The following is a 15125-nucleotide window of genomic DNA, read 5'->3' as shown; positions in this document are numbered from 1 at the left end:
GAGTTGCCTGAGCGTCACGACCAATGTCCTACCGGGTTCCACCCCGCGAAGAGGGCAGAACTCAACAACTGATCACGACATCACACAGGCCCTAGTGCCTCCCCGAGCGGGCTGGCAAGCGGTGGTTCCAGCTCGCCCAACCGCAGGGCCAGTGGGCCGATTCGGGTACCAACATCCGCGTCGTAGAGGCCGTCGCCCCGCAGGTTCGCGGCCAGCTTGGCGACCGTACGGAACAGGAGCCATGCCGGGCCCGATGGGGAATCAGCGAGGGCGTCGAGTCGGCCGGACATTGCCGCGGTGACGGCGGTCGGCGCGCGGCCGGTGGCCTCCAGGACCGACTCCGCCCAGGCGAGTGGCTCGCCCTGACGCTCGTAGAGTTGGCGACCCCACAGGCGGAGGACGGCGTCACGGTGGTCGGTCATTCCAGGATCGTTCCAGCAGGGAACACCGACAGCCAACGGAATTTCCCGTGCATCCCTGCACACAGCAACTTGACAGGGAACGCTACCAACGTGCTCGGACACGTCAGGGCCGGACTGCTGGCCCGCGCCCGCCACTGGCAGCGCCCCACCATCGCGGTCCTGTTCGACGTCCCACTCGCCACGGTGGAGGTACAGAACGCCTCCCGCGACCGGGTGGTCCCTCTGCACGTCGTACGTGAACTCCATGACCTGACGCCCACCCGTGAGCAGCTGCTCGCCGAAGGCTTCGGCACCGTCCACCTGGCCTCCGAGCTCGCCACGGCAGGACCCGGACGCTGAGCTGGACGGCACCAGGTTGCCGCCGCCCACCGACGCACCATCCCACCGACGCCGGGGATTCCCGGCATCCCATCACCATCCGGCTCGACCACTGACAAGGAGACCCCCGTGGCCGTCCAGACCAAGGCCGACACCTTCGCCGCGCTCCGCGACTGCTTCGCCACCGACCTCGCCGCCCTCATCGGCGCCGAACCGTCGCGCGGCACCACCCCGAACGACTTCATCGACCTGGTCGAAGAAGTCCGCGATCGCGTCGCCAAGGCGAAGGCCGAACTGGAGAAGGCCGAGCAGGACCTGCGCGCTGTGAAGACCGGCCCCCGCACCGCCGTGTCCGCGAGAGCCGGGAGAACACGGGGTCCGGGCCTGAGGCTCTCGTGGAGTCACAAGCCGGCAGCGGTGAGGATTCGATACATCTGGCTCGGCCGCAGCGCGGAGTTGGCGGCGGCATCGTCGGCTACCTGGGGGTCTGGATCGGAGAGCAGATGCTCCAGCAACGCGTCCGTGGTGTTGGGGTGACGGGCGACCCCGCGGCGCAGGAAGGAATCGGCAGCGGCGGCGAGTTGCTGAAGGTCTGGCACTGGTAGTTCTGGGTCTTGCAGGGCGAGGTAGCGCACGTTCGGGCTTGGTTCGTCAACGAACGTGCGCAGCTTGTGACGGGGGAAGTTGGGGTGGTCGACGAGTAGCGGTCGGATGTGGAATACGTCGCCGTGTGCGCGTACCAGCGCTTCCAGGACCTCCGGTGGTGTGTCTGGCCGACGGGCGGCAGCACGACGGACCACGGGTTCCGGGTCGTTGTCCAGCCGACGCCATGCCTTTTCGGGGAGGTCGTGACAGGAGGCCAGTACGCGCCGGAATGTTGTGTGCCGGCAGTCCACGTAGGTCATCCGCTCGTTGAGAGGCGCTTCGCGCAGCCAGTCCGGTTCGGCGAAGTTCCAATTCAGAGCCACGTCGGCCTGGATGCTTCCGTCCGCGCGTTCGGCTTCTACGAGCGCATACAGCCGGTCCCGGGTTTCGGCGTCCACATGGCGACTCTGCGCAGTCACGATCCGCACGATCGGGTCGTCGATGTCCAGTAGCCGGGCAACCATCTCTGCCGATAGATGAGGGTTCCCGGCGACAGCCTGATGGACCTGCTCTTCCTCGCTCCGCATGAGCTGCGCAAACTGCTCCGGCGTGAGCGGGACGTAGCGTGCCGCGTTGACGCGCATGGCAGGGTCGGCAAGGCAACGCTCCCTCCACTCAGGCGGGACACCTGGTTGCCTGTGCTCGGTGGCGGCTGCACGGACCTGCGGATCCGGGTCGGCGAGTAGTTCCACTTGCACGGCGAGAGGCCGGTCGTGCCAGGCTCGCGCGACTGCGGCGCGCAGGCTCGGACTCGTCGCGCTGAGGAGTGCCGCCCGAGGCTGGCCGTAGGCTTCCTCCAGGGCTTTGATGCCGATCTGCAGCTTGCGGTCGACCGCGTCGCGGACAAAATGTGTGTACGCGTCACGGATCGCCGGATCGGGATGCTCGGCGATCCTGCGGCGCATCGCCGGGGAGATGCGGTCTCCGTGAAGGCGCACTGCGGCGTTGTCGTCGCCGTGCGTCAGCAGAGCCTCGACAACAGCGTCCTCCAGCCGCCCGCGACGCAGCGATATCCCGTGTCGGCCGGCCTTGTGTGTGGCCAGGCGTATCAGGACGTCCTGAGGGGCTGTTGGATTCCGCCCCAGCCCGGACAGCTGGGGGTGATCGAGGCTTGTCATGCGCTCAACCTAGTGGGGCCGCTGCGTGCCGGCCCTGCATCGGTCCTTAGTTCGGGAAAGGGCCGGGGCGCAGCCCTCTTTCTCGCCCGGCGCCTGTGCCGCCGCGGTCACCAGGTCACCGTCCACCACCGCGACCTGCACTCCCCGACCAGTCGTGACTGTGCGGAGAGCTCTCCGTGGTCGCACCGACGCCCGGCGTTGCTGGAGTGGCCAAGAGACGTCGCCACGTCAGGTCTCATTACCGGGTAATGATCTGAAGGAGCGGACAGATCCGGAGCTCTGGGATGCTCGGGCGCTGTCTCGTCTCAATGCAACCCCCAGTCGTCGTACTCCCCTGAAGTTCACTCCGTGCTGTCGAGTCTGGGATCTCGTTGGGTATGTGGCATCACATCGAAGGGGAGTGGCTGGGGCCTTGAGTGCGACCCGGCGGTGTACGACGAGCCGGCCTTCGCTGTTCACGGGCGGTAGACCGCTGACATCGCTGATGTGCTGCCCGGCCCGATTCGAGCGGCCTTCGTGGTGGCCATCGGCGAGAGCCTGAGTGATCAGGGCGACGTTCGGTTCTGGATGGATGCTGAATCTGACGATCACGGCTTCCGGATCCAAGTGGGCGGACGCCTCGGAGATACGTCTCATGAGCAGGTCCAGGCCAGCGAGGCCGACGTCGTTCGTATCTCGGGCTACGGGTCCTGGGAGCGTCGCGGCCTGGCTGGCAGTGCTCCGAGTCGCAGCCACCGTGCTGGACACAGCCGACTCGACGCACTGGGCGTGTGGTGCGGCTGGGTTGGCAGAAGCGGCGCCTGCCTTCACTGGCGTCGGACTGACCCATCCGAGTATTACCGGGTAATGGCGGAGCGGAGGCCCCAGGCAGCGTCCCTTGCTCGCGGCGGGTCGGAGGCCATTACCCGGTAATGATCGGGTCCTTGTCTGGCTCCTCCGGTGCACATCATTTTGTGATTGCTATCGTGTCGATGCTGGAGTTGATCTTTGGCGTTAGTAAGGTATCGCCTATGACTCAGCCCTCATCCGGCGACCGCGAGAAGGTCGTCTCCAAACTCCCGGCCGAGCTGCAGCGCGCACTGAAGATCCGGAGTGCACAGCACGGCCTCGACATTCAGCACGCCGTCGAAGCCGGCATCAACTCTTGGCGGGGGCTGGGCTCGAACCTCTCCCCCATCGACACCGCCGGCGCCAAGTCCTTCTCCACCTTCCTCCCTGAAGGACAGTGGGACAGCTTCCGCGTCGACTGCGGCGCACGCGGCGTATCCATCGTCCAGGGCCTCTCTCAGTCGGTTGCCCTCTGGCTGGAGAAGAACCCGGCCCCTGCCGTGGTCCGGCCGCGGTTCGTCCGACGCATCATTTGCTGCAACCAGAAGGGCGGCGTCGGCAAGACAGCCATCACCGCCGGTCTTGGCCAGGCCATGGCCGAGGACTCCGACCAACTGCACCGTGTACGCATCTCCAAGTACCTGGCTGCGATGATCGAGGAACCCTTCAACGAGCTTGACTACGAAGAACTTCCGGGCCTGGGGCTCCGCGTCCTCCTCGTCGACTTCGACCCTCAGGGACACCTCACCAGCCAGCTTGGCCACAAATCCCTGCCCATCGACGGCGACAGCCTCACCAAGCACATGTCCGGCGAAGCCAAGGGCCAACTCCAAGACCTCATCGTCAAGGTCGAAGACGAGCGCTTCGGTAACCGGCTCCACCTGCTCCCGGCCTGCACCGACGCCTTCCTCCTCGACGTGAAACTCTCCAGTGTCCGCGCCCGCGAGGCTGCCCTGGAAAGAGCCCTCGGCCTCGTCGAGGGCGAGTACGACGTCGTCGTGGTCGACTGCCCGCCAAGCCTCGGCCTCACGATGGACGCCGCCGCTCACTACGGCCGCCGCCGTGACGGAGAAGAACCCGGCAACTCCGGAATCCTCGTCGTCGTCCAGGCGGAGGACAGCTCCGCCGACGCCTACGACCTTCTCACCTCCCAGCTCGAGGACCTCCGCTCCGACATGGACCTCGACCTCGACTACCTGGGCATCGTCGTCAACCAGTACGACGCCCGCCGGGGCTTCATCGCCACCTCCTCGCTCCAGGGCTGGATCGACATAAAGGATCCCCGCGTCGTTGGCGTCATCGGCGACCTCAAGGAGCAGAAGGAGGCCGTACGTATGAAGCGCCCCCTCCTCGCCTACGCACCGCGCTGTGACCAGGCCGTCGGCATGCGCGCACTCGCCAAGGAAATCTCATGAGCAAGACCGACACCCTCCGCGCCAGCAGTTCGTTCGAGCGGGCACGCCCCGTCAGTGCCCGCCGCGCCGCGATCAACGAAGCAACCAGCGCTCCGACCGAAGGCGTCGCCGCCCCCACTAAACTGCCGCCCCGGGCCATCAGCCTGAACCCGGACAACCCCCGCAGTGAACTCGGTGACCTCAGCGAGCTCGCCGGCAGCCTGCGCGACCACGGTCAGAAGACCGCGATCAGCCTCGTGACCCGCTTCGCCTACCTCGAAGCCAATCCCGGTCGTGAAGCAGACCTCGAAGCTGGTACCTCTTATGTGGCCATCGACGGAAACTCCCGCCTAGCAGCGGCCCGCGAGGTTGGACTTAAGACCCTCAAGGTCATGGTCGACGATGGCCTCGGCGCCGACCCCGCAAGCCTGCTCGAGTCAGCGCTCGTCGCGAACGTCCATCGAAAGGACCTCGACCCGCTCGACGAGGCGAAGGTCCTGGCTGAACTGCTGAAGATCCACGGTTCACAGGAGAACCTTGCCAAGCGCCTCAACAAGTCACAGGGCTGGGTGTCCCAGCGTCTCGCACTGCTGAAGCTGACCCCTGAACTGAAGGAGCGACTTCAGTCCGGCGAGGAGCAAGCGAAGCACCTACGAGCAGTCGGCAACAAGAAGCCAGCGGAGCAAGAAGCCGCCCTGGCTGCGCTCAAGGAGAAGGAAGCAACCCAAAAGAAGGCCGAGAAGCAGGCACGCGAAGCCCTGCGGGCGCAGAAGGCTGATGCCTCCGGAGCGCAAGCTGACCCTGAGACCCCTCATTACCCGGTAATGGACACCGGGCACTCGGTACCCGAACCCCGCACCGTGGATCCGGTGCCCACCGCCTCGGCAGAGGACGACTCAAGGGCTGCCGCCAGCCCGTCCACCCAGGTTGCTGGTGCTGCGGCATCTGGGGAACCTTCCGGCAAGGCGGGCGAAGGCCAGACAGCCGTACAGCTCCGCGCGAGCGACCACCTCATGCTGATGGACACGGCACGCTCCAGCCTCAACGCTGCAGAGTTCAGTGGCTTCCTCCAGCGGTACTTCAGAATCACCAGTGGCGTGGAAGAAGTCGCCGAGGATCTGGGCCGCGGCCTGCCGGCCGATGCACGAAATGGACTCGCCGAGATTCTGCGCAGCGTTGCCGATCGGCTCGGCCAGGGAAGCTAGTAAGTCGGCATCTGGGGCGGGCGGCCCATTCAACAGACACAACGGTGATGGTTGGGCGAGCCCACCCAACAGAGGAGACCGGTGGGCGACTTGCCGGACCTAGCCGCTCAGCGTTGCGCCCGCCCCAAAACCGCTCCGGGGGAGCGGTGGTGATCGTGGAAGCTGATCAGGAAGCCGTCGAATCCGCCACCACTGCTGTGGGCGCTGTCCAGGGCACAACACCTCACCCTGATGCCCTTCCTGCTGTACCCAGCCTGAAGAGCCAGGTCAGCGAAGCCTGAGTCCGGCGTGGTGCACCAGCCGAGTTACCAACCACGTGCTGGTGCACACGGGATAGAAGGTGCTCCCGGTGGGGAGCTGTACCGCTGGCGAACAGCTGACTCACGGGAGGGGCAACTTGGAAACAGGCACGGTGGTACTGGTGGTTAGCCGTCTTGGGCCTGAGTGCCGTGGTCTGGGTTCTGGCGCGCGCCGGACGCAGGGAGGCCGGGGCGGAGAGGGGCTGGCTCAAGGAGCAGGCACGAGTGCGGGCCCAGAGAATGCTGGAAGCCCTTTGGGGATGAGCCCTGAGGACTTCGTGGAGTGCATCGTCGAACTCTGCCGACGGGATGACTGTACCGAGGTGCGCAGCGTGGGTGCTGCGAACGACCTGGGTGCCGACGTGGTGGGCCGGTTGCCGGACGGCCGGAAGCTCGTTGTGCAGTGCAAGCGCTACGCGAAGCGCCGCATCGTCGGTAGCCCGGACCTCCAGAAGTTCAACGGCACCGCCCGCAGTGAACACGGAGCAGATGTCCCGCTCTTCGGTGCCTCGTGCAAGTTCACCAAGCTGGCCCGGGCCTTCGCGGCCCGCCACGACCTGGTGCTCGTCGACGTTGATCTGCTCGGATTCTGGAACAGCGGCACGGTCTTGTCCACGCTCCTGGACTTGGACATCGGCCGGTCCGGTACCAACCGGAAACTGGCACCGGACAACTGAAGCGTCCTGACGTTCAATGGGCCGCATCGGCGTCGATGCCCTTCCAGCCGTGCCCGAGGCCGCGGCGCCGGGCCTGTGTGGATGCCACGGTGGGGGAGGGGACGGCGCGGGTGCTGAGCGCGTCGGTCACCTGCCGGGCGGCCGCCGGGGTGAGGCCGGTGGTCACCTGCCCGGAGGCCAGGACCCTCGCGTACGTTCCCGGCTCGTACGCAGCCAGGGCCGCCGCGAGCTGAGCGGCAGCCGTCTCCGCCGGCCCCGCACCCCACCGGACGTCGTCCTCGACGGGCGGTGTCTGCTGGGGGAGTCCGCGGTGGGCGGTGAGGAGTACGGCGAGGACCTGGGCGTAGGCCGCGTCCAGGGTGACGGTCAGCAGCGCGGGCCCGAGCTGATGGACCCGGCCCCCGGTCAGCCCGTGCGCAGCGAGCGCCCGCCGCAGCCGGGTGCTCACCACTACCGGGTCCACCGCCCGCCCGGTCCGCCCCGGCGCCCCGGCGGCGGCGGGTGTCTGCTCGACGTGCTCGCGCAGCGCGGCCACGGCTGCCGGAATCACCTCCAGGATCTCCGCGGCCTCAGGGCCAAGCCCGGACAGCGCCCCGGCGAGAACCTCCAGGGCGGTCGCGGCGTCTTCGACCGCACCGCCGCTCCATCCGTCGGGGGTGGCGGCGTCGGCGAGCGCGCACACTGCGAGGACCGCGCTCTCTGCGAGCGGGTCCAGGCGGCTGGTGGAGGGGTTCATGTTCTGCCCAACGAGTCGGGCCGGGTCGGGGGATGCCCGGCACGTCATGATCGCTGCTGGCGTCCCGGGGCCCGGGTTCAGGGGTTGGTGAGGATGCCGTGGCCACGGATGTCCTCGCGAACGCTGGGCGTCGCTGTAGCTCTCTGGCCTGATGGTGTGGCTGGTTCGGCGTCCTGTACACCGCGGCGGCGTACTCCCTACGGTGGGCCTGATTCACACGCCCCCAGTACCCCGACCCAGGCCGTCGGGGCTGCCGTACCGGACGGCGATGTGTTCATCCACCTGGCCGGGCGCCCCGACCTGGTGTGGGACATGGCCGGAGCCTCCCAGCTGGCAGGCGGGAAGGTGCTGCTCTGGCCGCGCCATGGCGGCGCCAACCAGCGGTGGCGGGTGACCATCTTCCACGACGAGAAGGACAGCCCCTACACCTGGTTCCGCATCACCAACGTCCACAGCGGCATGGCGCTGGTACACCAGGCGGACGGCAACGCCTTCGTCCAGCAGCCCGCCGGCCAGCCCCTCTCCGACGAGGGCTGGGGGCAGGTCTGGGCCATGGGCTATCCAGGCTTCGCCGGTTCGAGCTATGACCCCGCCAGGCCCGCCCAGCCCCACCCGACCGGTTCCGACGGCGTCCGCGTGCGCTTCAAGGGAAGCTACAAGTCCGGCGGTGTGGTGGCCGTCGCCGCCCCCGAGACCTCCGGCACCTACCTGTCCTCCACCGAGCGGTGGCAGGACTTCGAGACCGGCTGGAAGTTCATCGCCGCCTCCTGACCCGCACACCGCACTCCCTGGTACGGTCACGGCCCGGTTCGCCATGGGCAGCCGAAGCCCGCCCACCCGGCCCAGCCTGTACCGGCGAGTGCCCTGCGTGACCACCCGCACCGCCGCGGTCGTCGACCCACGTAGGCGGAACTGAACCGTGCGGCTCCGCCCGGGGGCGTGCATCGTGCTGCCGCGCCGTGCCCCGGTGCCGAAGCCGCCCAGCACGGGTCGGGTCGCCCTGCCGGCCACGTCCACTCGAACGCCGTCGGCAGTCCTCATCCGCCATCACCGTCTGATCAAGCGACGGTCGGCCCGTCATGATCGCTGCGGACGTCCTGGGGGTCGGTTCAGGGGTTGGTGAGGATGTCGTGGTCTCCGATGCGCCGCCAGACCACATGAGGAGTGCCGGGCCGACGTTCGGGTCCGTAGTGCCAGGTGGCGCGTCCGGCGGGGCCGCGGCCGTTGGCCCAGGTGAGTTCGTAGACGCCGGTCGAGCGTTGGACGCGCTTGACGCGCAGGCCGGGGCGTATCGGACGGCCGGTGCGCAGGTCGTCGACAAGGGAGCCGACGGCGTGGCGGAAGCGTCGGCGCTGGGCGGGGGAGAGGCGGCGGAGGTCGGTGGTGAAGCGGGGCAGGGCCTCGTACGTGGGCAGGGCTCTCCTCCGGGAAGCACGAAGCCCCTGGCCGCAGTCGGCCAGGGGGCGTGGGTTGTTCGTACTGAAGGGTGCGGAGCGAGGGGGGTATCGCGGCCTGTGCACGATCGGGCGGCGGTAGCGTCACTCGTCCGCACGGCTCGCAGGCATGGCACGGGGTGACGATGATGGACAAATCTGTGACAGGTGGGGCTCCTGTGATGAGGGAGTACGGCATGCGGCCGCTCCCAGGCAGCGAGATCTCGCCGTCGCTCTGTTCCGGGAGGTGCTCCGCCACCCCGCCACCTGTGCGTCTGGGACGCGGTGCCGGGGAGCGGTCTTCGTCAGGGGAGGGTGATGTTGTTGAGGGCGTTGTGGGTGGGCAGGGTGCCGGTGGCCTCGTCGGGCTGTTCGCCGTTGCCGAAGCTCTTGGACAGGAGCCGGAGTCCGGGAAGGTTGTTGCCGACGCTGTCGGCCGTGGCCGCTCCGGCGGAGGCGAGGACAGCGGTGGCGCCGGCGAAGGCACGGCGAGGGAAGATCCTCATGCCGGACTCAACGACCCGGACCCCGCGAGGGCCACGCCGGCCTGCACCGTGCCGCACGACCGGGGCGCGGAACGCTCGCGCGGTTCTGTGACGGCGCGAGCCCCGGGATGCTGGACCAGTTGTGGTCGAGGGGCGGCGAGTGCTGTGCCGAGCCAAGAGGCGATTTGGAACAATCTTGTTGACCTGTCGTTAGTGAAGTCCTTACGGTGGCCTCATGGATTCTGGGGCGTTGTTCGTGATGATTCACGTGGGGCAGAAAGTCGGGCATCAGCGGAACCTGGAGCATGGGATGGCGACGCGCTCCTGGGGCTTCCCGAGGAAACCGGACTGGTACGGACGGCGGGAGCCCGACTTCGCGGTGCTGGTGACCGGGGCCGCGCCGCGGGTGCAGCCGGAGGAGTGGGAAACGAACTCCGTGCGGATGGTGCTGTGCAAGGTGCAGGTCGGTCTGTACGAGGGCGCCGCGCCACACTGGCCGGACGAGATCGCCGAGGAACGGGTCATCTACCCCTACCGGCTGGGGCTGGAGCCGCTGGCCGTGCTCGACGATGTGCCGCTGGGCCCCGACGGTCCGCTCAGCACGGAAGCGTCGCAGGCGGCGCGCCGGTCGGGAACCCAGCAGGGGGTGGGCTATCTGGTGGAGATGGATCCGCAGTCGTTGTTCGACGCGGCCGGTATCGAGGCCGACTGGGCCGCGGACCACGACGTCGCGCTCGCCGCGACGCCGGGGGTCACGCTTGAGCAGTTGGAGGGCCCTAACAGCCCCCGGCGCGGTCGGCGGGGCGCGGGCCGGCAGATGGACCCGGAGAAACGCAAGGCGGTCGAGTTGTACGCCGAGGAGAAGGCCGTCACCCACTACCAGGATCCCGAGCGGGGCTGGACAGCGCACAAGGTCGGCAAGCCCTACGACCTGCGCCTGGAGCGGGAAGGTATGGAGCGGCGGGTAGAGGTCAAGGGCACCACCGGCGCCCCCACCAGCGTTGAGCTGACCGTGAACGAGGTCTTCCACGCCCGTGATACCCGCCACACCGTCGACCTGTTCATCGTCAGTGACATCAAGGTCACCAAGACGGACGGCGCGTATCACTGCAGCGGCGGTGATGTCCTGCTGCTCAAGGACTGGCAGCCGGCCGAAGAAGACCTGCGCCCCACCCGCTACCAGTATCTCGTTCCCCAGCCCACCGTCGCCGACCAGCCCTGACCGCAGCCTGTCCCGCCCGATCTGGCCCCTGCACCCGAGGACGCGGTCGCACGACTGCCAGGCGGGGCAGGCCCCCCCCAAACGGGCCGGGTCCGCATGCCGAGGCGACACTGTCCGACCGCCACCGGGCCGCACACTCCACGCTGCCCCACCCGCGCTGCCCCAGGAAACGCACCCGACCGAGGAGACGCCGATGCCGTTGCTGCGCATGCCAGTGCACGAGTTCGTCCAGCGCTGTCGACAAGACACGGTGGCCGATGCCCTGGCCGAGCGCCACCAGCAGGCGCGGCTGGGCCGGCTGGAAGACGGGGAGATAAGGTCCTGGCGCAACAGCCTGCCCGCCCTGGCCCGTGTGCTGGACGAAGCCGGACTGCAGCAGGTCGAGGTACTGATCGAGTACCAGCTGGCCCTGTCCAGTCTGCGGGCCGACGTGGTGCTGGCCGGCTGGCACCCCCACACGTCCCAGCCGTCCTACGTCATCGTCGAGCTCAAGCAGTGGACCCACGCTCGGTCCCTGCCCGACACCGACGACCTCTGCCTGCCAGGGGTCGGCAACAACAACCGTGCCTTCTTGCACCCGGTCGCCCAGGTACGGCGCTACTGCCAGTATCTGCAGGACTTCACCACCGTGCTGGACGCGGAACCCGACGCGGTGGCCGGCGTGGCCTACCTTCACAACGCCGAGGCCACTGGCGTGGCCGACCTGCTCGCCCTTGAACCCGACCACCACGGACACCTGTTCACGCACAGCACCCGCGATCAGCTGATCACCTACCTGCAGTCGCGCCTCTCACCCGCTCACGGCACCGCAGCCGCCGACGAACTCCTCGACAGCCCCCTGGCCCCCAGCCGTTCTCTGCTGCGCGCGACCGCGGAAGAGATCCTGCACGCAGACCGATTCGTCCTGCTCGACCAACAGCAGATCGCTGTCTCCCTGGTCCGCCGCGCCGTGAAGAAGGCACGTGAAGCGGACAGCAAGGAAGTCCTCATCGTCACCGGCGGCCCCGGCTCCGGAAAAAGCGTCATCGCCCTCCACCTGATGCGCCACCTTGCCCACGACCGCCACACCGTGGTCCACGCCACCGGATCCAGGTCCTTCACCCGCACCCTCCAACACGCCGTCGGCAGCGGCACCTCCCGCGCCCGCGAGCTCTTCAACTACTTCATGAACTTCGCCGACGCCCCCAAGAACGGACTGGACGCCCTCATCTGCGACGAAGCCCACCGCATTCGCGCCCACTCCGTCCGCCACCGCGGAGTACGCCAGATTGACGAGCTCCTCGACGCCGCCCGCGTCCCTGTCTTCCTCCTCGACGACCACCAAGTCGTACGTCCCGGCGAGATGGGCAGCCGCGAAGCGATCGACCAGGCCGCCGCCGACCGAGGGCTGCGCCCACGTCACATCGACCTCAACGGTCAGTTCCGCAACGGCGGCAGCCGTGCCTACGAACAGTGGGTCCTGCGCCTGCTTCAGCTCACCGATGAGCCCGCCACCGAGTGGGCCGACGAGCGGACCTTCCACGTCCGGGTGGTCGACTCTCCTCAGGAGATGGAAGACATCCTGCAGGCCAAGGAGGCGCAACACCTCACCGCCCGCATCACGGCCGGCTTCTGCTGGCGATGGAGCGACCCACGCCGTGGTCGTCTGGTCGACGACATCACGATTGGATCCTGGCGCAAGCCGTGGAACCTGCGCGGTGAGTCCCGCCTCGACGGCGTCCCCCCGTCCTGGCTGTGGGCCACCGACCCCGACGGCTTCGGCCAGGTCGGCTGTATCTACACCGCACAGGGCTTCGAGTACGACTGGAACGGCGTCATCATCGGAGACGACCTCCTCTGGCGTCACGACCGCTGGATCCCCAACCCTCAGGCCAGCAGGGACCCCGCGCTCCACAACACCGACCCCGTCACCTTCCTCCGCCTGGTCCGCAACACCTACAAAGTCCTCCTCACTCGCGGCATGTCCGGAACCCTCCTGTACTCCACTGACCCCGAAACCCAGGCACGACTGCACCAACTGATCCCTGCACTGACTGAGGCAGAGCCCGACACGACTGCACTGTCCAATTGATGCGCCGCTCGGAGCGGAGCCGGGCCTGGTCGTCGCATTCCGGCACCAGCAGCTCGGCGAGAAACCCGCAGTAGGTCATTTGGTCCTGTGCGGTGGCCGCTGCCAGCTGAGATGCTCCGTCTGGGGCAGTCCGCTGGGAGGGAGGAGCGATCTGTGGGTGGCTGGCTGAGCTTGGTCTGGGGAGGCGTCGTAGGTGCTGGCGCGATGGTTGTCGCGCTCGACTATCGGAACGTTGGGCTGCACGTGTATGACCTGATAGCCCAGAGGGCACCTGGTGACGGGGTTGATCCAAGGCTCTCGCCCGACATCATGCGAGGCATCTTTGGGGTACTCGGTGTCGTCTTCCTCGCAGCCACTGGGATGAGGGCGTTCGGGATGTTCTGAAGTCCCGGCGGCAGCTGGCCCCTTGACAGTCGCCGGAGAAGGTTGGAATGCCTGGTTCAGGCCGCATTCTCACGTTCGATGGCGGCGACCCCCATGATCGTGTTGATCACGGCGTAACCCGGGTAGTCCATCATGACCTCGCCCATGCGGTTCCACACCGCGTCCAGCGGCCCGAGGACCCTCTCGTTCGCACGGTCCGCTCGCGCGGGGCTGTGACCGCACGCCCCCTGCTCCACGACCACGCCGTGGTGTCGATCCGCGCCCGACGGCCGGACGGGACGTGGGGCAACCAGACCGCCGATGCCCTGATGAAGCACATCGTCGCGGCCGACGCCCTCCCCCTCCTCACGGCCAAGTACGAGGAGCGGCAAGGCCACCCGCCGGGGGAGCGGGCCGCCTACGCGCTCGCCTGCCAGGCCGCCGACCAGACCCGCTCACCGAAGCGCACCCAACTGCGGTCGCTGTCCGAGCTCCGCGCCGCCTGGCGGGAATCGGCGGCCCGAGCCTACGGAGCCGACGTCGTCGCACAGCTCGCGGAGCGCGCCCGAGCAGCGGCCACGGTGATATCGGCGCGGGTGCGCCCGGTCGTCGACGTCGCCCTGGCCGCCGCCGAGACCATCGCTGTGGTGTACGTGATACGCGGCGCGTTCGCGCACCGCCACCTCCTCGCCGAAGCCCGCCGCCACCTCTCCTACGCCCTGCGCGGCAGACCCCACCAGCGAGGCCTGGACGAACAGATCGTCCAGACGGCCATCGACGTCTACACCCGCCCGGTCGGCCGGGGCCTGATGATGACCGCAGACCTCCGCGCCCTCTACCCCCGCGACACCGAAGACCAGGCCGTGCTCCGCGCGCTGACCCGCAACCGGTCCGCCACCCCGTACCAGCGGGCCCGTCTCGCCGCAGACGCGCTGACCGCCCGGGTCCACGCCGCACGCCGCGCGGACCGCCTGAACTCCCGGCCCCGGCCGCACACCGTCACGGTGCCGGCCACCCTGAGCCCCCGCCCCGGGCGGAGGGCCGGCCGGGACCTGGAGCCGACGACAGACGTCGTCGCCGCTGTGGAGCTGACCCGTCGGACGCTGGAGGCCGCAGCCGCCGAGATGGCCGCCCGGCTCCAGGCCGGTGTCCGGGAACGAGCCGCCGCCCCTCGCCCCTCTTCCAAGTCCGCGGCGGCTCCGCCGCCGAGCGCCCAGCAGCCTGTCCAGCCCGCGCCGGGCCGGACACCACCCACCGGAGGAATCGCATGACCACCACGCCGCCCGCGGACCCGAGGATCGAAGCCGTCGCTACCCGGCTGAAGGAGGCCGCCCAGAAGCGCGCCGAGGCGTACACGCCGCCGGCGGACTGGCAGCCGATCTGGAAACGTCCCCGGAAGCCGAAGACCATCAAGGCGAAGAAGGAGCAGTTGGCCAAGCAGCGCAAGCGGCTCAAGGCGGCGGGAGTCCGCCGGTTCTACGGTGCCCAGGCGCGCCGGCCACGGCCCCGGCAGAACCGCATCGGCAGCGCCGCCGCCCGCCGCGACGCCCGCGCCCTGTCCCGGATGCGGCACTCGAACGCCTGGCTGTGATGACGAGGCTGAGCACCGTCCACCGAGTGGACCACCCTGAAGACACCGGGTGGACTCCATCCATGCGGTGGAGCACATGGTGGAGTCCACCGCGGTGCGCACCATCCGCACCCTCGCCCAGCCACCCCCTTGACCAGGTTCGGCTCCACCCCTTGACCGGGTTCTCCACCCGCCAACACGGAAGCGCACTTGGTGCGGTGCACGGTGGTGCGCATCATGGCCCCGGTGCGGTGCGGTGCGGTGCGGTGCGGTGCGGTGCGGTGCGGTGCGGTGCGGTGCGGTGCGGTGCGGTGCGGTGCGGTGCGGTGCGGTGCGGTG

The 15125-nt window shown here is 68.6% G+C and carries 15 protein-coding genes and 1 pseudogene; 10 read left to right on the top strand and 6 right to left on the bottom strand.

Annotation, left to right across the window (positions count from 1 at the left end; genetic code table 11):
- Positions 1-80: 80 nt before the first annotated feature.
- The gene (locus ACFXGN_RS32295; protein WP_384865918.1) at positions 81-422 is read right to left on the bottom strand and encodes a hypothetical protein; all 342 of its coding nucleotides are present in this window, start codon (positions 420-422) and stop codon (positions 81-83) included.
- A 90-nt stretch (positions 423-512) separates the two neighbouring features.
- Here ACFXGN_RS32295 and ACFXGN_RS32290 point away from each other — a divergent pair, with 90 nt between their 5' ends.
- Positions 513-761 carry a hypothetical protein gene (locus ACFXGN_RS32290; RefSeq protein ID WP_384865917.1) on the top strand — a complete coding sequence of 83 codons (249 nt, stop codon included), beginning with the start codon at positions 513-515 and terminating at the stop codon, positions 759-761.
- 380 nt (positions 762-1141) lie between these two features.
- Here the strand turns inward: ACFXGN_RS32290 and ACFXGN_RS32285 are convergent, their stop codons facing one another.
- Positions 1142-2503 (bottom strand): hypothetical protein, encoded by a 1362-nt coding sequence (locus tag ACFXGN_RS32285; RefSeq protein WP_384865915.1) that lies wholly within the window; start codon positions 2501-2503, stop codon positions 1142-1144.
- A gap of 1010 nt (positions 2504-3513) precedes the next feature.
- Between ACFXGN_RS32285 and ACFXGN_RS32280 the strand changes: the two genes are divergently transcribed.
- From ACFXGN_RS32280 to ACFXGN_RS32270, 3 genes are all read left to right on the top strand, one after another.
- Positions 3514-4746 (top strand): ParA family protein, encoded by a 1233-nt coding sequence (locus ACFXGN_RS32280; protein WP_384865920.1) that lies wholly within the window; start codon positions 3514-3516, stop codon positions 4744-4746.
- Positions 4743-5930, top strand: coding sequence for a ParB/RepB/Spo0J family partition protein (locus ACFXGN_RS32275; protein ID WP_384865913.1), 1188 nt, complete (start codon positions 4743-4745; stop codon positions 5928-5930). Before ACFXGN_RS32280 ends, ACFXGN_RS32275 begins: the two co-directional genes overlap by 4 nt.
- Before the next feature lie 559 nt (positions 5931-6489).
- Entirely contained in the window at positions 6490-6906 is a 417-nt protein-coding gene (locus ACFXGN_RS32270; RefSeq protein WP_384865911.1) for a restriction endonuclease, read from the top strand.
- Positions 6907-6919: 13 nt separating this feature from the next.
- Here the strand turns inward: ACFXGN_RS32270 and ACFXGN_RS32265 are convergent, their stop codons facing one another.
- Positions 6920-7642, bottom strand: coding sequence for a hypothetical protein (locus ACFXGN_RS32265; RefSeq protein ID WP_384865909.1), 723 nt, complete (start codon positions 7640-7642; stop codon positions 6920-6922).
- Between the two features lie 270 nt (positions 7643-7912).
- On the opposite strand from ACFXGN_RS32265, the gene ACFXGN_RS32260 reads away from it, so the two are divergent.
- Positions 7913-8413 carry an RICIN domain-containing protein gene (locus ACFXGN_RS32260; protein ID WP_384865907.1) on the top strand — a complete coding sequence of 167 codons (501 nt, stop codon included), beginning with the start codon at positions 7913-7915 and terminating at the stop codon, positions 8411-8413.
- Between the two features lie 338 nt (positions 8414-8751).
- On the opposite strand, the gene ACFXGN_RS32255 is transcribed toward ACFXGN_RS32260, so the two are convergent.
- Positions 8752-9162 (bottom strand): hypothetical protein, encoded by a 411-nt coding sequence (locus tag ACFXGN_RS32255; protein WP_384865905.1) that lies wholly within the window; start codon positions 9160-9162, stop codon positions 8752-8754.
- Between the two features lie 218 nt (positions 9163-9380).
- Positions 9381-9581, bottom strand: a complete 201-nt coding sequence (locus ACFXGN_RS32250; protein WP_384865904.1) for a hypothetical protein — start codon at positions 9579-9581, stop codon at positions 9381-9383.
- A gap of 214 nt (positions 9582-9795) precedes the next feature.
- On the opposite strand from ACFXGN_RS32250, the gene ACFXGN_RS32245 reads away from it, so the two are divergent.
- Positions 9796-10782: a protein NO VEIN domain-containing protein gene (locus ACFXGN_RS32245; protein WP_384865903.1), complete on the top strand. Its 987-nt coding sequence runs from the start codon at positions 9796-9798 to the stop codon at positions 10780-10782.
- Between the two features lie 193 nt (positions 10783-10975).
- On the top strand, positions 10976-12853 hold the full coding sequence (locus tag ACFXGN_RS32240) for a DNA/RNA helicase domain-containing protein (protein WP_384865901.1): 1878 nt from the start codon (positions 10976-10978) through the stop codon (positions 12851-12853).
- Here the strand turns inward: ACFXGN_RS32240 and ACFXGN_RS32235 are convergent.
- Positions 12852-12947, bottom strand: a pseudogene (locus tag ACFXGN_RS32235) (AAA family ATPase); the annotation flags it as partial. The gene ACFXGN_RS32240 and the pseudogene ACFXGN_RS32235 sit on opposite strands and share 2 nt — an antisense overlap.
- A 59-nt stretch (positions 12948-13006) precedes the next feature.
- Here ACFXGN_RS32235 and ACFXGN_RS32230 point away from each other — a divergent pair.
- The 3 genes from ACFXGN_RS32230 (at position 13007) to ACFXGN_RS32220 (ending at position 14807) form a co-directional block, all read left to right on the top strand.
- Entirely contained in the window at positions 13007-13237 is a 231-nt protein-coding gene (locus ACFXGN_RS32230) for a hypothetical protein (protein ID WP_384865922.1), read from the top strand.
- A gap of 212 nt (positions 13238-13449) precedes the next feature.
- Positions 13450-14487: a conjugal transfer protein TraA gene (locus ACFXGN_RS32225; protein ID WP_384865899.1), complete on the top strand. Its 1038-nt coding sequence runs from the start codon at positions 13450-13452 to the stop codon at positions 14485-14487.
- Entirely contained in the window at positions 14484-14807 is a 324-nt protein-coding gene (locus ACFXGN_RS32220; RefSeq protein ID WP_384865897.1) for a hypothetical protein, read from the top strand. Before ACFXGN_RS32225 ends, ACFXGN_RS32220 begins: the two co-directional genes overlap by 4 nt.
- The last annotated feature ends 318 nt before the right edge of the window (positions 14808-15125 follow it).

The sequence above is a fragment of the Streptomyces sp. NPDC059247 genome (genome assembly GCF_042754005.1).
Lineage (GTDB): Bacteria > Actinomycetota > Actinomycetes > Streptomycetales > Streptomycetaceae > Streptomyces.
The sequence above is the reverse complement of the archived record's forward strand: the minus strand, read 5'-3'. Positions and strand labels throughout refer to the sequence as shown.